Consider the following 15702-nt stretch of genomic DNA (forward strand, 5'->3'; position numbering starts at 1 on the left):
TGAATCAATGGAAGAAATTATTGGAACTTCATTCAATTTCATTGTACACTCGCATCAAGTGAGGTGAGGGGTTACGTGGCATTGGAAGTCAACAACGTCACCAAGCGGTTTGGCGACAAAATCGCAGTGCAAGATCTCAACTTCAAGGTCGAACGCGGACAAGTGTTTGGACTGCTCGGCCTGAACGGAGCAGGAAAGTCCACGACCATCCGAATCATCCTGAACATCCTGCAGCCAGATGAAGGCACTGTAGCCTGGAATGGACGCCCAGCTGAGGGTGCGCACCACCGTTTCGGGTATTTGCCGGAAGAGAGGGGATGTGAAAAGCTGTCACACTATCCTGTGGCAGCTTTCTTCATCTCAAACTCGGCGCATGCATGGTGTGATGGTCCGTGGAGATCCATGTCGTGTTTGCTGTCGCAATTCCCCGGGAAATGTCAGATACCGGTACTCCTCGCACTTACGCGATGATCATTGGTGGTAAATTGGGCGCGTGGGTGCACTGAATATCAATGAGAGCGGTTGGATTACGTTTTGATGGCGTAGGGCGCGCGATGCGCATGAAATTGGCGCCCAGAAAAATTCTGGACGCCAGCGGTGTGTCGATTCGTGTCTTTCGGCTCAGTACGATCTTGCAAACCACACGGTATGCTGAGCAGGTTTTCCGCAGTTGATGCAATGTTTCATCTCCTGCGGCGGCTGGAACGGGATGTTCCGACTGGTGGCGCTGCACTCGTCTTTGACAGCTTTTTCGCAAGCTTCGTCGCCGCACCAGCCGGCCAGGACGAACCCGCGTTTTTCTCGGATGATGTCCGCGAGTTCAGGCAATGTGTCCGCTGTGTAGGAGTGCTCGTCCCGGAACGCTTTGGCCTTTGCGTACATGTTCGCCTGGATATCGTCCAAGAGCTGTGGCAGCGCGGACAGCAGGCTGTCCGTGGATACCGGCGTTTTTTCACCTGTGTCGCGGCGGACAAGCACCACCTGGCCATTGTCCATGTCGCGCGGGCCGACTTCCAACCGTACAGGGATTCCACGCATCTCATATTCGTTGAATTTCCAACCCGGACTCAAGTCTTCCCGGGCGTCCATGCGGACGCGGATGTTGGCGGCCAACAAACGCTGACGCAGATCTTCCGCATGATTTACGACCCGCTCGCGTTCCTTCTGAGGGCCGATGGGAATGATGATGACTTGCGTCGGTGCCACCCGCGGCGGCAATGCCAATCCTCTGTCATCCCCGTGAACCATGATAAGGGCTCCCAAAAGACGTGTGCTGACACCCCACGAGGTTGTATAGGCGTACTTTAATTGATTGTCCTTGTCCAAAAACTTGATGTCGAACGCCTGTGCGAAGTTCTGACCCATATAGTGAGACGTGCCCGCTTGAACCGCTTTTCCGTCCTTCATCATGGCCTCGATGGAGTATGTATCGACCGCTCCAGCGAACTTTTCGGAAGGGGTCTTCTGCCCGCGGAACACGGGAATCGCCAGTTCCGTTTCCACGAAATCGGTGTACAAATCGAGAATTTTCATGGTTTCTTCGCGTGCTTCGGCTTCGCTGGCGTGCGCCGTATGGCCTTCCTGCCAGAGGAACTCGCTCGTCCGCAGGAACGGCAGAGTCCGCTTTTCCCAGCGTACGACGTTCGCCCATTGATTGATCAACACGGGCAAATCGCGGTAGGACTGAATCCACTGTGAGTACATGTGGCCGATGATGGTTTCGGACGTTGGACGGATGGCAAGCCGTTCCTCCAATTTCTCGCCACCGGCTTCGGTGACCCATGGCAGTTCGGGGTTAAACCCTTCCACATGTTCTTTTTCCTTTTGAAAGAAACTTTCCGGGATGAACAGAGGAAAATACGCGTTGCGGTGGCCAGTGGCTTTGAACCGCTTGTCCAATTCCCGCTGACACGCCTCCCACAGTTCGTATCCTTCCGGTTTGAAAACGATACAACCGCGTACAGGCGCGTAATCCATTAAGTCGGCTTTCTTGATGACGTCAATGTACCAACGGGAGAAATCTTCCTGCTGTGGAGTAATTTCTGTTACAAATTCCTTTTTTTGCTTCGCCATTCGGCACCCTCCTGTACTTCGTCGACAGCAGCGTTGAAACGTGTCAATTCATTGAAATAACAGCAGTATACCAGACATCGTACCAAAACTTGAATTTGCACCATCAGCATCCTTTTCGGTCCGCATGATAAAGTCAGCGAATTGCAAATCGCTTACAGTACAAGACGGACGAACGGATCCCAAACGAGTATACTCTAGAGTAAAATGTCGTCGGAGTGGAGGAGTGGCAAGTATGGGTGAACGAACGGAGCGACAACGCCGCCTTCTGGAGGTGCTCGCGGCGAGTCGCGAACCGCGTACCGGAGCGGAGTTGGCGCAACTGTGCAATGTCACGCGACAAGTTGTCGTACACGACATTGCGTTGTTGCGTGCAAAAGGGATTTCAATACACTCCACTCCGCGCGGTTATTGGTTGCCGGAGCAGGTTGTGCAAACGCGAGAATACGTGCTCGCCGTCAAACACCAGGCGGAGTTGACACAAATGGAACTCTATATTTTGGTGGATCACGGTGTAACGGTGAAAGACGTGTTTGTGGAGCACCCGGTTTACGGTGAATTGCGGGGGACATTGCACCTGGCTTCGCGGAGAGATGTGGACCTCTTCCTCAACAGTGTCCAACGCGCAAAGGCGCCTTTGCTGTCGTCCTTGACAGATGGCTTCCACTATCACACGGTGGAGTGCGAAGACTCCGTGCGATTGCAGGAGGCGGTTACTAAATTGAAGAAAGCCGGCATTCACGTAGAAGACACGTAATTCCGAGCATTCGGTGGAAGTCCTTGGTCGATGTGGATGATGTTGCTGTGTCATGGGAATCCTGTGTGGTACAGGATGAAAGGAGGGAGACCCGTGAATATAAAACATTCCGGGAATGCCATCGGACAAGCGCAGCCAAATGCGCCCTTTGCGCCCTTTGATCTCATCTCGCGCGAAGAACTCAAGCGTCTGGCCTGGGACGAGGGGCATAGCGACGCAGACATCGCAACCATGTATGGAGTCACCGCCAACAAGGTCCACGAAAAACGGCGTAAGATGAACCTGATACATGGGCAAATCACGTCGGAACAGCTCTCGGAAATTGTGCGATTGGCAGAGACCATCAAGTCACTGCCGCTGGAGGCCATTGAAGAGATCCAGGATGTCGTGCGCCGTTACACGAACTGAGTTGGTGCACTACGGAGGACTCCGTTTACGTGGGGTCCTTTTTTCTGTTCGGTCACCCTTTTGGCTTGTAGTCTTGTTGTCGTTCCCGCATGAACTGAGCGATGATTTGCAGCAACGACGAAGCGTCCACACCGCCGTCCTGTTGGGCGAGACGCATGGCGAGTGCGACGTACGGCTTGGAGCTTTCTGACACGATGAATCGGCGGGTTTCCTCGTCGTACAGGTTGACAAACTGTTCGAAAAGGTCGTCCTTCATGGAGGGGATTGGCTCGGCCGACAACGTTGATTCCGTCACAGTGTGCGCGTCTGGTGTCGAAGTCGACGCGTCATCGTCAAAGTATGTCAGCGGGGTGCCCAGTGCTCGTGCCAGTTTTGCAATTTGCTGGAGCGAGGGATTCGGCCGCGTGTGGTTTTCAATGGCACTGATGTGGCTCACGGAGACGCCAGATGCTTCCGACAGTTGTTTCAGGGTCCATCCTTTGTCTCTGCGCAACTTGGCCAATTTTTCTCCAATCGACGGCACAACCGACACCTCCAGTCCCCATTATAGAACGAAGTGGACATACAATGTACACAAACGTAGAACGGTGAATCTCCGTACGGGAGAGGTTTCACGAAGCATTTGATGTTCATCTGGGGCTGATGTAAGGTGAAGGCAGAGAGGAGGGCGAGCCATGTACCACCTGTCGCTTTGGTTGGCGTTCGGCGCTGGCGTTTTGTCTTTTGTGTCTCCGTGCACGTTGCCGTTGTTCCCATCCTATCTCGGGTACATATCCGGGGTGTCCTATACCAACCTGCGTACCGGCGAACGGGGTGCTCGCGTGCGCGCGTCCTTGCATGCCTTGTGCTTCTGCTTGGGTCTCTCTGTTCTCTTTGTCTTGCTCGGTATGGGGGCGACTGCCTTTGGAAGTTTGCTTCGGCATTATCTGCCCATCGTCCGGCTGGTTGGGGGGGCGCTGGTGATATGCATGGGGTTGTTTTTGGCGGGCGTGTTGAAGAATGATTGGTTGATGAAAGAACGTCGTTTTCTGCCTGCGAAGAAACCGGTAGGATACTTGGGGTCATTTCTTGTCGGGGTGGCGTTCGCAGCAGGGTGGACACCGTGTATTGGGCCCATTCTCGGCTCGGTGCTCGCGCTCGTGATGGCCAATCCCACATTGGGAACCACTTACATGGTGGTGTACGCCATCGGGTTCTGTCTTCCATTCCTGGTGCTCGCAGTGACACTCACATCGGTACGACCACTTCTGAAATACACCCACCGCATTGCCCAAGTGGGCGGATGGTTACTCGTGTTGATGGGTGTACTATTGATATCAGACAAAATGACCTGGATTTCCATTTGGCTTCAAAACGCCACGGGCTACACGGGTTTTTAGTCAGACTCAGGCACTGCGGACGTGCGTACGGCGTACAATACGCAGTCCACACTCGTTTCCCAAACTTTTCTCCGCAAGTAGGTACGAAATCGACCGGTTGAGTCCACAGTCTGGGTTTCCAGGGGCCACGGGAGTTTGTGCATTGCGCTGAGTGCGCGACAGTTGGCAAGCGGAACGACGAAGACGCACCACTCGGCGTCAAATGTCTCTCGCGCCAGGGCCACCATCGCTCGCTTTACATGTGGATTGATCCCACGGCCCCGGAACGCAGGCAGCAGGTATGTGCCACATTCCACGGCCACCGCATCGTCTATCAAGTACTCAGGCGGGATTTTGTTCAGAATCACAAAGCCGGCGGCAGCTCCGTCGATGCAAACCGCCCTGATCAGGCCCTCACCCAGGGTCTCCGCCATCTCCTGATGTCGAATCAAGGACATCCATCCCTCTTCGTCACGGCGAGGCAAAACACCGGATGCGTCGCCTTTAGATGCCTCCCACAGGAGCGAGGCATCCGTTTCTCGAATCGGTTGCAACGTCAGGTCTTTCACAGACGATTCGCTCCCGTTTTCTCCACATTGTACCGTATCTGTGACGACACTTCGAATCTCTAAAATTCCACAATTGCATAAATTCAGCTAGTACTGGTCTAGTCACTTTCGGTATAATTCCTCAATAGAGGAATTGGATAGGAGGGTTTGCCATGGGCAGCCTTGCCGAGCGGGTCAAATACTATCGCCTGCAGCAACAGTTGAGCGTCCGAGACCTGGCGAAACGTGCCAACGTGTCCGTCAGTTACGTGTATGCCATTGAATCGGGCAGCCGCGGTCACAACATCGTGAAGTTGGAGCGGATTGCCAAGGCCCTCGGCGTTTCCCTGAGCACGCTCTGGGGAGAGGACCATCGTCCGTGACACTACCCCCATGGGCCATTCTGCGGCGTTTGCGCAGGGAGCGTGGTATGACTCAGGCGGAACTCGCGCACGGCATTGTGTCGCAAAGCATGATATCGCACATCGAGCAAGGGCGTATCATGCCCAGTGAAGCGGTGATTCTCAAGCTGGCCGACAAAGTGGGCATGGACGGCCCGTTCTTCGTATCCGAATGGAGACGCTGGCGCAAACGCAGCGCCGTGCGCCGACTTATTTGGAAGGCTGTGATTGACAACCGACGGAGTGACGTGCAAACGCTGGCCGAGCAGTACGACAGCGTATTCACGCATTACGAGCGATGGGTGTATCGCGCGTGGGTACAAGTGGCAGAAGGGAGTGTTCTGGCCTCGGAACACGCGCTACAACATGCGTGGCTGGATTCTTTGGGCGCTGTGGAATCCCCTGCGGGTGCCTGGAAGTCCCAACTTGACTCTTCTCCGTGCACACAGGTTGAATACTGGCGCATTCAGGCCATCGAAGCTTGCACACAGGAAAGAATTTGTCTAGCGGTAGGACGCACAGCGGCCGCCGCGTGCTGGCGGGAAAAGTTCCGAGAACGAACACGCAAGGAAGAGCATAATCTAGTCTCCACGAGCACGACTCCGTGATATAATTGGCCCCATCACGAACGTCAAGACGTGGAGGTGCGCTGGATGTCCATGACCGGTGAAGAGGTCGGGTACGCAGATGCCATGCGGCAAGTGCAAAGGAGTTTGCAGCGCCGCCTGAAAACTTTGCAGGACGAGTACGATGGCGCTCCGGCAGAGAAACAAGTGGAGCTGCGAGCACGGATGGCAGAGGTACGGCACATCATTCAGGTCGTTGAATCGCTTCGCCGCTAAGGCGTGACAAGGAGCGCCGCACGACACATGTCGAATACATGCCTTTCGTCCACTGCCGCCAAGGGTATATGCCCGGCGGTTTTTTAAGGTTCAACGTACCGTAGCCGGAAGAACATCTGATATGAAGAATCGTTGTTTTTGAAAGAGTTTTCAGTTAACCTAGAATCAGCAGTCTATTAAGTCAACGATTTGCGAAATAGTGACGACCCATCTCGCGGAATTTTGCAAATCGCTTAGAGAATCGACACGGGAGCGATTTTCTTCACGCATCGAATCATGCGCTCGATTGAAAGCGCATTCATACCCGAGGGGGAGAAATCCGTGTTGTGGAACGTGTCTGCAGAAACGATGCCACGGGGCGAACTAGAAGCCCTGCAATTGCGGCGGTTGCGTGAGACCTTGACACATGTGTATGAGAAAGTTCCGTTGTACCGACAGCGCTTCGAAACACACGGCGTACGTCCAGAATCGCTGCACAGTCTGGATGATTTATCCAAGTTTCCGTTCACATTCAAGAAGGATCTGCGAGACACGTATCCGTTTGGCATGTTTGCAGTACCGCTGAAAGAGGTCGCGCGCATTCACGGATCTTCCGGGACAAAGGGAAAGCCGACCGTAGTGGGGTACACGCGCCAAGACTTGGACGTGTGGGCGGAACTGATTGCGCGCTGTATTGCTGCCGCCGGTGGGCAGCCTGGAGACATTCTGCACAACGCTTACGGGTACGGCCTGTTCACCGGCGGTCTGGGCCTGCACACGGGCGCGGAAAAAATGGGGGTGACAGTGGTTCCGGCCTCAGGTGGGTTTACGAAGCGACAAATCACCCTTATCCAGGATTTTCGACCACAAGGGATTTGCTGTACCCCGTCCTACGCGTTGAACATCGCCGAGACCATGGATGAAATGGGCATTGACACGAGCTCGTTGAGCCTTCGCTACGGCATATTCGGCGCGGAGCCTTGGACGGAGCACATGCGCGCTCGACTCGAGCAAATGCTTGGCCTCGACGCCGTCGATATCTACGGCCTGAGCGAAGTCATGGGCCCTGGGGTGGGGATTGAATGCGCTGTGGAAAAGAATGGTTTACACATTTGGGAAGACCATTTCTTGTTCGAAGTCGTCCACCCGGACAGCGGGCAACCTCTACCGCCGGGTGAGGTGGGAGAGGTCGTCTTCACGTCGCTCACGAAACAGGCTTTTCCAGTCATTCGCTATCGCACTGGAGACCTCGCCGCGATGGTGGATGAACCCTGTTCTTGCGGCCGAACGCACCGGCGGATGACGCGAATCAAAGGCCGCGTCGACGACATGCTTATCATCCGTGGCGTGAACGTGTTTCCTCGGGAAGTGGAAGCGGAGCTGTTGGCTGTAGAATGGCTCGCACCGCATTATCAAATTGTGATTGACAAAGAAGGTGCACTGGACACCATGGAAGTCCATGTGGAGTCAAGGCAAGTGGTCGACGATGCAGATGGAAACATGGTAGAGATGGTGGCGCAGAACCTGCAGGAGCGCATCCAGATCAGGCCGCGCGTCGTGATTCATCCTCCGGGGAGCCTGCCGCGCAGTGAAGGCAAAGCGGTGCGGGTTCTAGACCGGCGAACGGCGCCAGTATCATAATCTGCAAGCTTTCGGGAGTGACGTGCCTTTGCGGGGAGAGGGTCCGTGAAAGGCAACCAAAACGATACCACGCGAGAGGCTCTCGCAGGAAACAGGTTGGGAGAGGGGATTCACACATGGTAAAGATGATTGCACTGTATCAGCGACCGGAGGACATTCAGGCTTTCATGGATCACTATGAAAACGTTCATATGCCGATTGTCCGACAGTTGCCTGGATTGCTGAAAGTGGAACTGAACAAGTTCTTTGACCTGCGAGGTGGGGAGGCCAATCCGTTCCTGCTTGCGGAAATGTACTTCGAGAGCAGAGACGCCTTGTTGGCCGCGCTAAAGTCACCTGCTGGAAAGGAAAGTGGCAAGGATGCTCAGGAGTTCTTTGGTAAGTACGTGCAAGTAATGTTTGCTGATGTCGAAGTGGAGGAGTTTTGACATGTACGAAACCTTACTTTTTGAAGTGGTCGGCCGCGTTGCAAAAATCTCTCTGAATCGGCCAAAAGTGTACAACGCCATCAATACGCAACTCGGACAGGAACTGTACGACGCGTTCAAGCGCGTCGAAAACGACGGCAACATCGGTGCGGTCGTCCTCACTGGAGCAGGCAGGGGGTTTTGTTCTGGGCAGGATTTGACGGATAGGCTTGCCGTTGACGAGTCTTTGCGCCTCGCGGACAGCGTACGTGAACGGTACAACCTGCTGATCTCCAAAATGCGCGCACTGCCGATTCCAGTCATTGCGGCGGTGAACGGCGCATGCGCGGGGGCAGGATTTGGTTTGGCGCTGGCTTGCGACCTGCGGTTTGCGGCCACGGACGCCAAGTTCACCATGGCGTTCAGCAAAATTGGACTGGTACCGGATTCTGGAACAAGCTACTTTTTGCCTCAGCTCGTGGGCGTGGGGAAGGCACTCGAGCTGGCGTGGACCGGGGACGTGTTCGACGCAGCCGAGGCCGAGCGCTTGAGTATTGTCAACCGCGTGTTCCCGGCCGAGTCGCTGGTGGAAGAGACGATGGCATTTGCCGAAAAACTGGCGAACGGTCCGAGACTGGCATATCGCTTAACCAAGGAACTGATTGTGCAAAACTTTACGTCGTCGTTACCGGAAGCGCTCGAGCGTGAAGCGCGGTACCAGGATGTCGCGGGTGCAAGCCAGGACTTCCGGGAGGGCGTTCGCGCCTTTTCCGAAAAGCGCCCACCGTCGTTCCAAGGGCGCTGAGGCAGGCGTCGTTCAAGACCACAGTCACAATTCAGCCGGGGAGGACGCACACATGAACAACTCGCCCGCAGGGGTCATTGGCGTTGTCGGTGCAGGCACGATGGGCGAAGGCATTGCGCAAGTCGCCCTGCAGTCGGGGTACTCGGTCGTGTTGTTTGATATCCAGGCCGACGTTCTGCAGCGTGCCGTTTCCGACATCCATAAAAAAATCAACCGCTTGGTTGACAAAGGAAAACTGACGCGCGAAGCGGCGGATGGGGCGGTGGCTCGCCTGGCGGCGAGTCAAGACATCGCGCATCTTGCGCAGGCGCAACTGGTGATTGAGGCCGTCCCTGAGCGGCTGAACATCAAAAGGGACATTTTTAGACAGCTTGAACAGGTTTGCAGCAAAGACACCATCCTCGCGACCAACACGTCATCCTTGTCCGTCACGGTGATAGGAGCCGGGTGCCAGTACCCAGGCCGAGTGGTCGGTATGCATTTCTTCAATCCCGCACCCGTGATGAAGCTGGTTGAAGTGGTGGTTGGCGATGATACCACTTCGGAAGTGGTGGACGCTGTGGTTCGGCTGGCCCGGTCGTTCGGTAAACACCCCATCGTGTGCAAGGACACGCCGGGATTCATCGTGAACCGGGTGGCGCGTAACTTCTACGGTGAAGCGCTGCGCATCGTGGGCGAAGGGACGGCGGATCCCGCGGATGTGGACTGGCTGATGGAAAACGGCGCGGGGTTTCGCATGGGGCCTTTTGCACTCATGGACCTGATTGGAATCGACGTCAACCTGGACGTTACGAAAGCGGTCTACCACGCCTATCACGAAGAACCGAGATTTCGCCCCCATGCCTTACAGGCGCGTATGGTGGCGGCTGGGCGGCTTGGACGAAAGACGGGAAGAGGTTTTTACTCGTACGATACGGCCGATGCTGCAGCGACCGAGGTGCCTGCTCAACTTGACCGAAACGCTTGTGCGGAACAGGCGACGACTCAGGTCGGCAACGTCGTGGTGATTGGAGATACGCCGCTTGCCTCTTCCTTGTTGCGTCGCGTCGCAGAGCGGGCAGGGAAGTCACTGGCCAACGCAGGGGTGGCTTACGATGGAGCGCTCGCCGATTGGGATACGGTTGGTATTCAGTGGCGCGCAGACGAAGTGGAGGCATTCTTGCGGAGGTGTCGGCCCGATATCGTACTGGTGGGTGTGGCTGGGGAGGAAGCGTACCATCGGCCGTTGCTGCAGGCGGTAGAACGCGCCGTTGGCGAAGATGTACTGATTCTGACGTCGGTGGCAGGACCATCGGCCACTGAGCAAGCCGGATGGTTGCGGCGGGGGGACAGAGTTCGCGGATTTCACGTGATTCTAGGAGACAACGGGTTCGTGAAGGAGGCGCACCCAGCGTTCGAATGGACCGTTCCGTTTCAGGCTCAAACGTCCGATGCCGAAGCCGAGGAACGATGGAATCGTCGCACGGAGGCGCTGGCTCTGTCCCTCGGGTGTGTGCCGAGGCAGGTACGTGATGGAGCAGGTGGTGTTGTCATGCGCATTCTCGCCATGCTTTTTAACGAAGCCGCGGAGGTCATGCGCGAGGGCGTCGCCACTGCAGAGGACATTGACACCGGCATGAAACTCGGTACGAATTATCCGCGCGGACCCGTTGAGTGGATGGATGACCTCGGAATTCCTGTGGTGTGGAACACGCTATGTGCCTTGTCGCGGGAATTCGGGGATGACAGGTATCGCCCCTCTCCGCTGCTGCGACAAATGGTGACCGCCGTGCGGCACGGAAACCGGGAAGGAGGTTCGGTCCAGTGGGCATCTTTGACGAAATGAGAAAGTACGGTCATGAACAGGTCATTTTCTTGCAACACCGACGCACAGGGCTGAAGTCCATCATCGCCATTCACGACACGACGGCTGGCCCGGCGCTGGGCGGGTGCCGCATGCGTCCCTACGAATCCGAAGAGGAGATGTTGTTGGACGTCCTCCGGCTGTCCCGAGGCATGACGTACAAGTGCGGCATCGTAGATGTGGATAATGGCGGAGGCAAATGTGTCATCTGGGGCAATCCACATAAAGACAAAACCGCGGAAATGTTTCGCGCATTGGGCCGCTTCGTGGACGGTCTTGGCGGTCGCTTCTACACGGGGACAGATGTCGGAACCTATCCACAGGATTTTGTGCATGCCAAACGTGAAACCCCTTACATTGTCGGAGTCCCTGTTGAGTACGGCGGAAGCGGAGACTCGTCGGTACCGACAGCGCTCGGTGTGATACAGGGCATTCGCGCCACAGCCATGAAGTTGTGGAACAGCACGGACCTCTCTGGCAAGACGTTCGCTGTCCAGGGACTCGGCAAGGTGGGCTACAAAGTTGCCGTTTCACTGGCGGAGCAAGGCGCTCACTTGATTGTGTCGGACGTTGTCATGGAAAACATCGAACGGCTGCAACAGGCGGTACCGGAAGCGACGGTCGCAACCCCCGACGCCATCTTTGAGGTGCATTGCGACATGTTTGTCCCGTGCGCCTTAGGCGCCATTTTGAACGACCAGACCATCCCACGTTTGCGCTGCAAAGCGGTGGTGGGTTCAGCCAACAACCAATTGTTGGACGAGGAGAAGCACGGCGCGATGCTTCAGCAACGAGGCATTTTGTACGCCCCGGACTACCTGGTCAACGCAGGCGGGTTAATTCAGGTCGCTGACGAGTTACTCGGTGTGAACCCCGACCGCGTGACGGCGAAGACCATGGCTATTTATGACATTTTGCTGCGCGTGTACGACTATGCAGAACAACATCAGTTGCCGACGAGCCTCGCAGCCAACCGCATTGTCGAGGAGCGGCTGGCGACCGTCGCCGATTTGAAGTCCATCTGTTCCTGACGGTGCCGTTTGCCGTCATTCATTTATCGGCGGGAGCGTGAAAACCCATGTTCAAATCTTCGGCTGAGGCCGAACGCGAACTGCAAGGCGCTGCTGTATCCCATCCAGCACTTGCGGAATTCGGAGACAAACCGGCAGACATCGAAGACACCTTGCTCATACGTATGTACGAGGAAATGTGGAAGTTGCGCCTGTTTGATAGAAGAGCCGTCAGCCTGCAACGCGCAGGACGAATTGGCACATACCCACCTTTGGAAGGGCAAGAAGCTTGTCAGGTGGGGGCTACGCTCGCGCTTCGTCCGCAAGACTTCGTGGTGCCCACGTACCGCGATTACGGTGCGATGATACTGCACGGCGTGCCGATGGAAAACATCCTGTTGTACTGGAACGGCCGCGCCGAAGGATGCGTCATCCCGGATGGTGTCAACGTCTTTCCCATTGCCGTGCCCATTGCCACGCAGTTGCCGCACGCTGCGGGTATCGCATGGGCGGCAAAGCTGAGGAAACTGGATCAGGTTGCACTCGGCTTCTTCGGCGACGGTGCCAGTTCTGAAGGGGATTTTCATGAGGCCATGAACTTTGCCGGTGTGTTTCAACTGCCCGTGATCTATTTCTGCCAAAACAACCAGTACGCCATCAGCGTTCCATTTCACAGACAGACAGCTACTGCAACCATCGCCGAGAAAGCCGCGGCGTACGGTGTGGAAGGGGTGCGTGTGAACGGGTGGGATGCCATCCAGGTGTACCGAGCCGTCCACGCCGCTGTTGAAAAAGCAGCGTCCGGTGGAGGGCCGACTTTGATAGAAGCCCTAACCTATCGCTATGGGCCGCACACGACGTCGGACGATCCCACCAAGTACCGTCCAGCGGAGGAAACGGATGCGTGGAAGGCGCGGGACCCGATTGCTACGCTCGGCGAGCAGTTGCGTGCATGGGGCATTTGGAACGATGCTCTCGAGACTGAGCTGCAAGAACGCATGCAGCACATGGTTTCGGAAGCGATTGGGCGGATGGAATCGGCTCCGCCACCCAATCCAGAGGACATGTTTTTGCACATCTATGCCGAACCCAGCCCACGCCTCCTTCGTCAACGCGAGGAATTTCTGGCTAGTCTGGGGCGGCCAGGAGGCAGGCAGCATGAGTAGCAAAACACTGGTTCAGGCCATCAACGACGGTCTCCGCTGCGCGATGGCACGAGATCCACGCGTGATCCTCCTCGGCGAGGACGTGGGCGTCAATGGCGGCGTATTTCGCGTGACAGAGGGTCTGCTGGAACAGTTTGGAGAGGAAAGAGTCATCGATACGCCGCTGGCGGAATCAGGGATTCTCGGCACGTCTGTCGGCCTCGCAGCCAACGGGATGCGCCCCATTCCTGAAATCCAGTTTATGGGATTCATCTACCCTGGCTTTGAGCAGCTGGTGTCGCATGTGGCTCGTTTGCGCATGCGCTCGCGCGGGCGCTTTACGTTGCCCATGGTGGTGCGCGTTCCGTTTGGAGGCCGCATCCGGGCACCGGAAATTCACTCCGACTCAACCGAGACGTATTTCGCACACACCCCAGGGCTGACGGTGGTCGTGCCCTCTAACCCGTATGACGCCAAAGGTTTGCTACTGGCTTCGGTAGAGTCGGAAGATCCCGTCATCTTTCTGGAGCCGATGCGAATTTACCGAGCGTTTCGTGAGGAAGTGCCTGACGAATACTACACAGTTCCGCTGCGCAAGGCCACCGTGGTGAAGGAAGGTACAGACGTGACGGTGATTTCGTGGGGGACCATGGTTCGCGAAACATGGACCGTCATTCAGAGGTTGGAACAGGAGAGAGGCGTATCGGTGGAGTTGATAGACCTTCGTACGCTCTCTCCCTGGGACGAAGACACCGTCATGACGTCGGTCAACAAGACGGGGCGCGCCGTGGTTGTGCATGAAGCAGTCGCGCACTTAGGGCTCGGCGCGGAAATCTCGGCCCGGATTCACGAGGAGTGCATCTTGCAATTAGAGGCACCGGTTGCACGTGTGGCGAGCTTCGATGTGCCGCCGCCGCTGTTTCAACTGGAAGATTTGCATGCGCCGACACCACAGCGCATAAGTGCTGGTATCGAAAAAGTATTCGCATTTTGAGCAGGGAGGGGGCGTGACATGTCTGTTGTAGAGTTTCGCCTGCCGGACGTCGGCGAAGGCATTCACGAGGCGGAGATTGTCAAATGGCTGGTCCAGGAAGGGGAGCGCGTACAGGAGTTCGATCCCATGGTCGAGGTGCAGACGGACAAGGCCTTGGTTGAACTCCCGGCGCCGACCTCTGGTTACATCGGTGAAATCCTAGCGACACCTGGTACCATCGCGAAAGTCGGAGACGTCTTGGTGCGAATTGAGACACAGAAAGTATCGACCGGATTGGCGGCGAAGGCTGTCGGCGCTGTGAGCGGATGGGCCGCAGAAGATTCGCTTTCAGTGGTTGCCTCCGCGGGCCACGGGACCAGCGCAATTCGCCCGAAAGCAACGCCAGGCGTTCGCCACTACGCGCGGGCACTTGGCGTTCCCTTGGAGGCTGTGGAGGGTACCGGACCTGCAGGTCGAATCACGAAGCAGGATGTCGAGCGCTACCATCACACTCGCAAATCTGCAGAAAGGATTGTACCAGAAGACGGAGGGGACTCACTGCTGTGGGCTGCGGTCAAGCGGTCTGAAGGGCCCGCGTCAGCGCCAAAGTCGAGGTTGCGAAAGGACGATGACCGGCAAGACACGGAGGTGACGCACACCCCCATCCGGGTTCCTTTCCGGGGCATTCGCCGGGCGACAGCCGAACACGTTAAGCGATCCGCGTTCACGGCCCCACACGTCACGGCCTTCGATGAGTGTGACGCGACGGAATTGGTCCGCCTGCGGACACGTTGGAATGCACTGCTCGAAGCGGAAGGGAAGCGCGTCAGCTACCTCCCATTTCTCATCAAGGCTACCGTTTCCGCACTCAAGGCATTCCCGTTCTTCAACGCGAGATTGGATGAATCTGCACAGGAAATTGAACTGCTGCCAGAGTACCACATTGGCATTGCGGTGGATTCCAGCGAAGGGCTGTTTGTTCCTGTGATTCGGAACGCTGATCAACTGACTGTGAAGGACATTGCAGACGAAATCACTCGTTTAACCGAAGGTGTGCGGCAGCGCACGTTGAGTCAAGACGAGCTGCGAGGCAGCACGTTTACCATTACCAACATGGGCCCGATTGGCGGACTGTTTGCAACACCCATTCTGAATTACCCGGAAGTCGGGATTCTGGCAGTCCATCAAATCCAAAGAAAGCCTGTGGCGCGTGACGAGCAGGTTGTGATTCGGGACGTGCTGAGCTTGTCCCTGTCGTTTGATCACCGAGTGATTGACGGTGCGACGTCGGTCCGATTCCTCAATCACTTGAAGCACTTGATTGAGAATCCAGAATCGTTGATGTTGGAACTTCGATAGTGCAAGTCAGGGGGCGATCGCGAAGGCGGTCGCCTTGTTGCGACAGGGCACGAAGGCGCAGATCAGAAGTTGTTCCATCGACAGCAACGTGAGAGTATGCAACACGAATGGCCTGTGATACGATAACATGTATAGACTGTAATACTGTAAAGGGTG

Annotated in this window: 18 protein-coding genes; 15 read left to right on the forward strand and 3 right to left on the reverse strand. The window is 56.2% G+C overall.

The genetic code is table 11. The features are described from left to right. Positions 1-75 precede the first annotated feature (75 nt). Positions 76-471, forward strand: a complete 396-nt coding sequence (locus YWK_RS0106785; protein ID WP_026964205.1) for an ATP-binding cassette domain-containing protein — start codon at positions 76-78, stop codon at positions 469-471. Between the two features lie 150 nt (positions 472-621). Here YWK_RS0106785 and proS read toward each other — a convergent pair whose 3' ends face one another. Next, on the reverse strand, positions 622-2073 hold the full coding sequence (gene proS, locus YWK_RS0106790; RefSeq protein WP_026964206.1) for a proline--tRNA ligase: 1452 nt from the start codon (positions 2071-2073) through the stop codon (positions 622-624). A gap of 232 nt (positions 2074-2305) precedes the next feature. Between proS and YWK_RS0106795 the strand changes: the two genes are divergently transcribed. Both YWK_RS0106795 and YWK_RS0106800 read left to right on the forward strand, forming a co-directional pair. Next, positions 2306-2827, forward strand: a complete 522-nt coding sequence (locus YWK_RS0106795) for a transcription repressor NadR (protein WP_026964207.1) — start codon at positions 2306-2308, stop codon at positions 2825-2827. Positions 2828-2920: 93 nt separating this feature from the next. Beyond that, positions 2921-3235: a hypothetical protein gene (locus YWK_RS0106800; RefSeq protein WP_026964208.1), complete on the forward strand. Its 315-nt coding sequence runs from the start codon at positions 2921-2923 to the stop codon at positions 3233-3235. A gap of 52 nt (positions 3236-3287) precedes the next feature. Here YWK_RS0106800 and YWK_RS20870 read toward each other — a convergent pair whose 3' ends face one another. Continuing rightward, positions 3288-3758 (reverse strand): helix-turn-helix domain-containing protein, encoded by a 471-nt coding sequence (locus YWK_RS20870; RefSeq protein WP_051375283.1) that lies wholly within the window; start codon positions 3756-3758, stop codon positions 3288-3290. A gap of 151 nt (positions 3759-3909) precedes the next feature. Between YWK_RS20870 and YWK_RS0106810 the strand changes: the two genes are divergently transcribed. Beyond that, entirely contained in the window at positions 3910-4614 is a 705-nt protein-coding gene (locus tag YWK_RS0106810; RefSeq protein WP_026964209.1) for a cytochrome c biogenesis CcdA family protein, read from the forward strand. Here the strand turns inward: YWK_RS0106810 and YWK_RS0106815 are convergent. After that, positions 4611-5162, reverse strand: coding sequence for a GNAT family N-acetyltransferase (locus YWK_RS0106815; protein ID WP_026964210.1), 552 nt, complete (start codon positions 5160-5162; stop codon positions 4611-4613). The two genes, YWK_RS0106810 and YWK_RS0106815, sit on opposite strands and share 4 nt — an antisense overlap. 152 nt (positions 5163-5314) lie before the next feature. Here YWK_RS0106815 and YWK_RS0106820 point away from each other — a divergent pair, with 152 nt between their 5' ends. From YWK_RS0106820 to YWK_RS0106870, 11 genes are all read left to right on the forward strand, one after another. Then, entirely contained in the window at positions 5315-5524 is a 210-nt protein-coding gene (locus tag YWK_RS0106820) for a helix-turn-helix domain-containing protein (RefSeq protein ID WP_026964211.1), read from the forward strand. Then, positions 5521-6150 (forward strand): helix-turn-helix domain-containing protein, encoded by a 630-nt coding sequence (locus tag YWK_RS0106825; protein WP_156909061.1) that lies wholly within the window; start codon positions 5521-5523, stop codon positions 6148-6150. Before YWK_RS0106820 ends, YWK_RS0106825 begins: the two co-directional genes overlap by 4 nt. 45 nt (positions 6151-6195) lie before the next feature. After that, on the forward strand, positions 6196-6384 hold the full coding sequence (locus YWK_RS0106830) for a hypothetical protein (RefSeq protein WP_026964213.1): 189 nt from the start codon (positions 6196-6198) through the stop codon (positions 6382-6384). 321 nt (positions 6385-6705) lie between these two features. Further along, a complete protein-coding gene (locus YWK_RS0106835; RefSeq protein WP_026964214.1) occupies positions 6706-8004 on the forward strand; it encodes a phenylacetate--CoA ligase family protein in 1299 nt (432 codons plus the stop codon). A gap of 116 nt (positions 8005-8120) precedes the next feature. Continuing rightward, positions 8121-8432: an EthD family reductase gene (locus YWK_RS0106840; RefSeq protein ID WP_026964215.1), complete on the forward strand. Its 312-nt coding sequence runs from the start codon at positions 8121-8123 to the stop codon at positions 8430-8432. Between the two features lies 1 nt (position 8433). Then, complete coding sequence (locus YWK_RS0106845; protein ID WP_026964216.1) at positions 8434-9216, forward strand: enoyl-CoA hydratase/isomerase family protein; 783 nt, start codon at positions 8434-8436, stop codon at positions 9214-9216. Between the two features lie 52 nt (positions 9217-9268). Then, positions 9269-11041 (forward strand): 3-hydroxyacyl-CoA dehydrogenase NAD-binding domain-containing protein, encoded by a 1773-nt coding sequence (locus YWK_RS22755; protein WP_051375285.1) that lies wholly within the window; start codon positions 9269-9271, stop codon positions 11039-11041. Beyond that, a complete protein-coding gene (locus YWK_RS18700) occupies positions 11020-12090 on the forward strand; it encodes a Leu/Phe/Val dehydrogenase (protein WP_245578535.1) in 1071 nt (356 codons plus the stop codon). The genes YWK_RS22755 and YWK_RS18700 overlap by 22 nt, the downstream gene beginning before the upstream one ends. Positions 12091-12137: 47 nt before the next feature. Continuing rightward, entirely contained in the window at positions 12138-13235 is a 1098-nt protein-coding gene (gene pdhA / locus YWK_RS0106860) for a pyruvate dehydrogenase (acetyl-transferring) E1 component subunit alpha (protein ID WP_084453535.1), read from the forward strand. Further along, the gene (locus YWK_RS0106865) at positions 13228-14208 is read left to right on the forward strand and encodes an alpha-ketoacid dehydrogenase subunit beta (RefSeq protein WP_026964218.1); all 981 of its coding nucleotides are present in this window, start codon (positions 13228-13230) and stop codon (positions 14206-14208) included. Before pdhA ends, YWK_RS0106865 begins: the two co-directional genes overlap by 8 nt. 18 nt (positions 14209-14226) lie before the next feature. Further along, on the forward strand, positions 14227-15546 hold the full coding sequence (locus YWK_RS0106870) for a dihydrolipoamide acetyltransferase family protein (RefSeq protein ID WP_026964219.1): 1320 nt from the start codon (positions 14227-14229) through the stop codon (positions 15544-15546). Positions 15547-15702: the final 156 nt, after the last annotated feature.

Origin of the sequence: Alicyclobacillus pomorum DSM 14955 (genome assembly GCF_000472905.1) — a bacterium.
Taxonomy (GTDB): Bacteria; Bacillota; Bacilli; order Alicyclobacillales; family Alicyclobacillaceae; genus Alicyclobacillus_A; species Alicyclobacillus_A pomorum.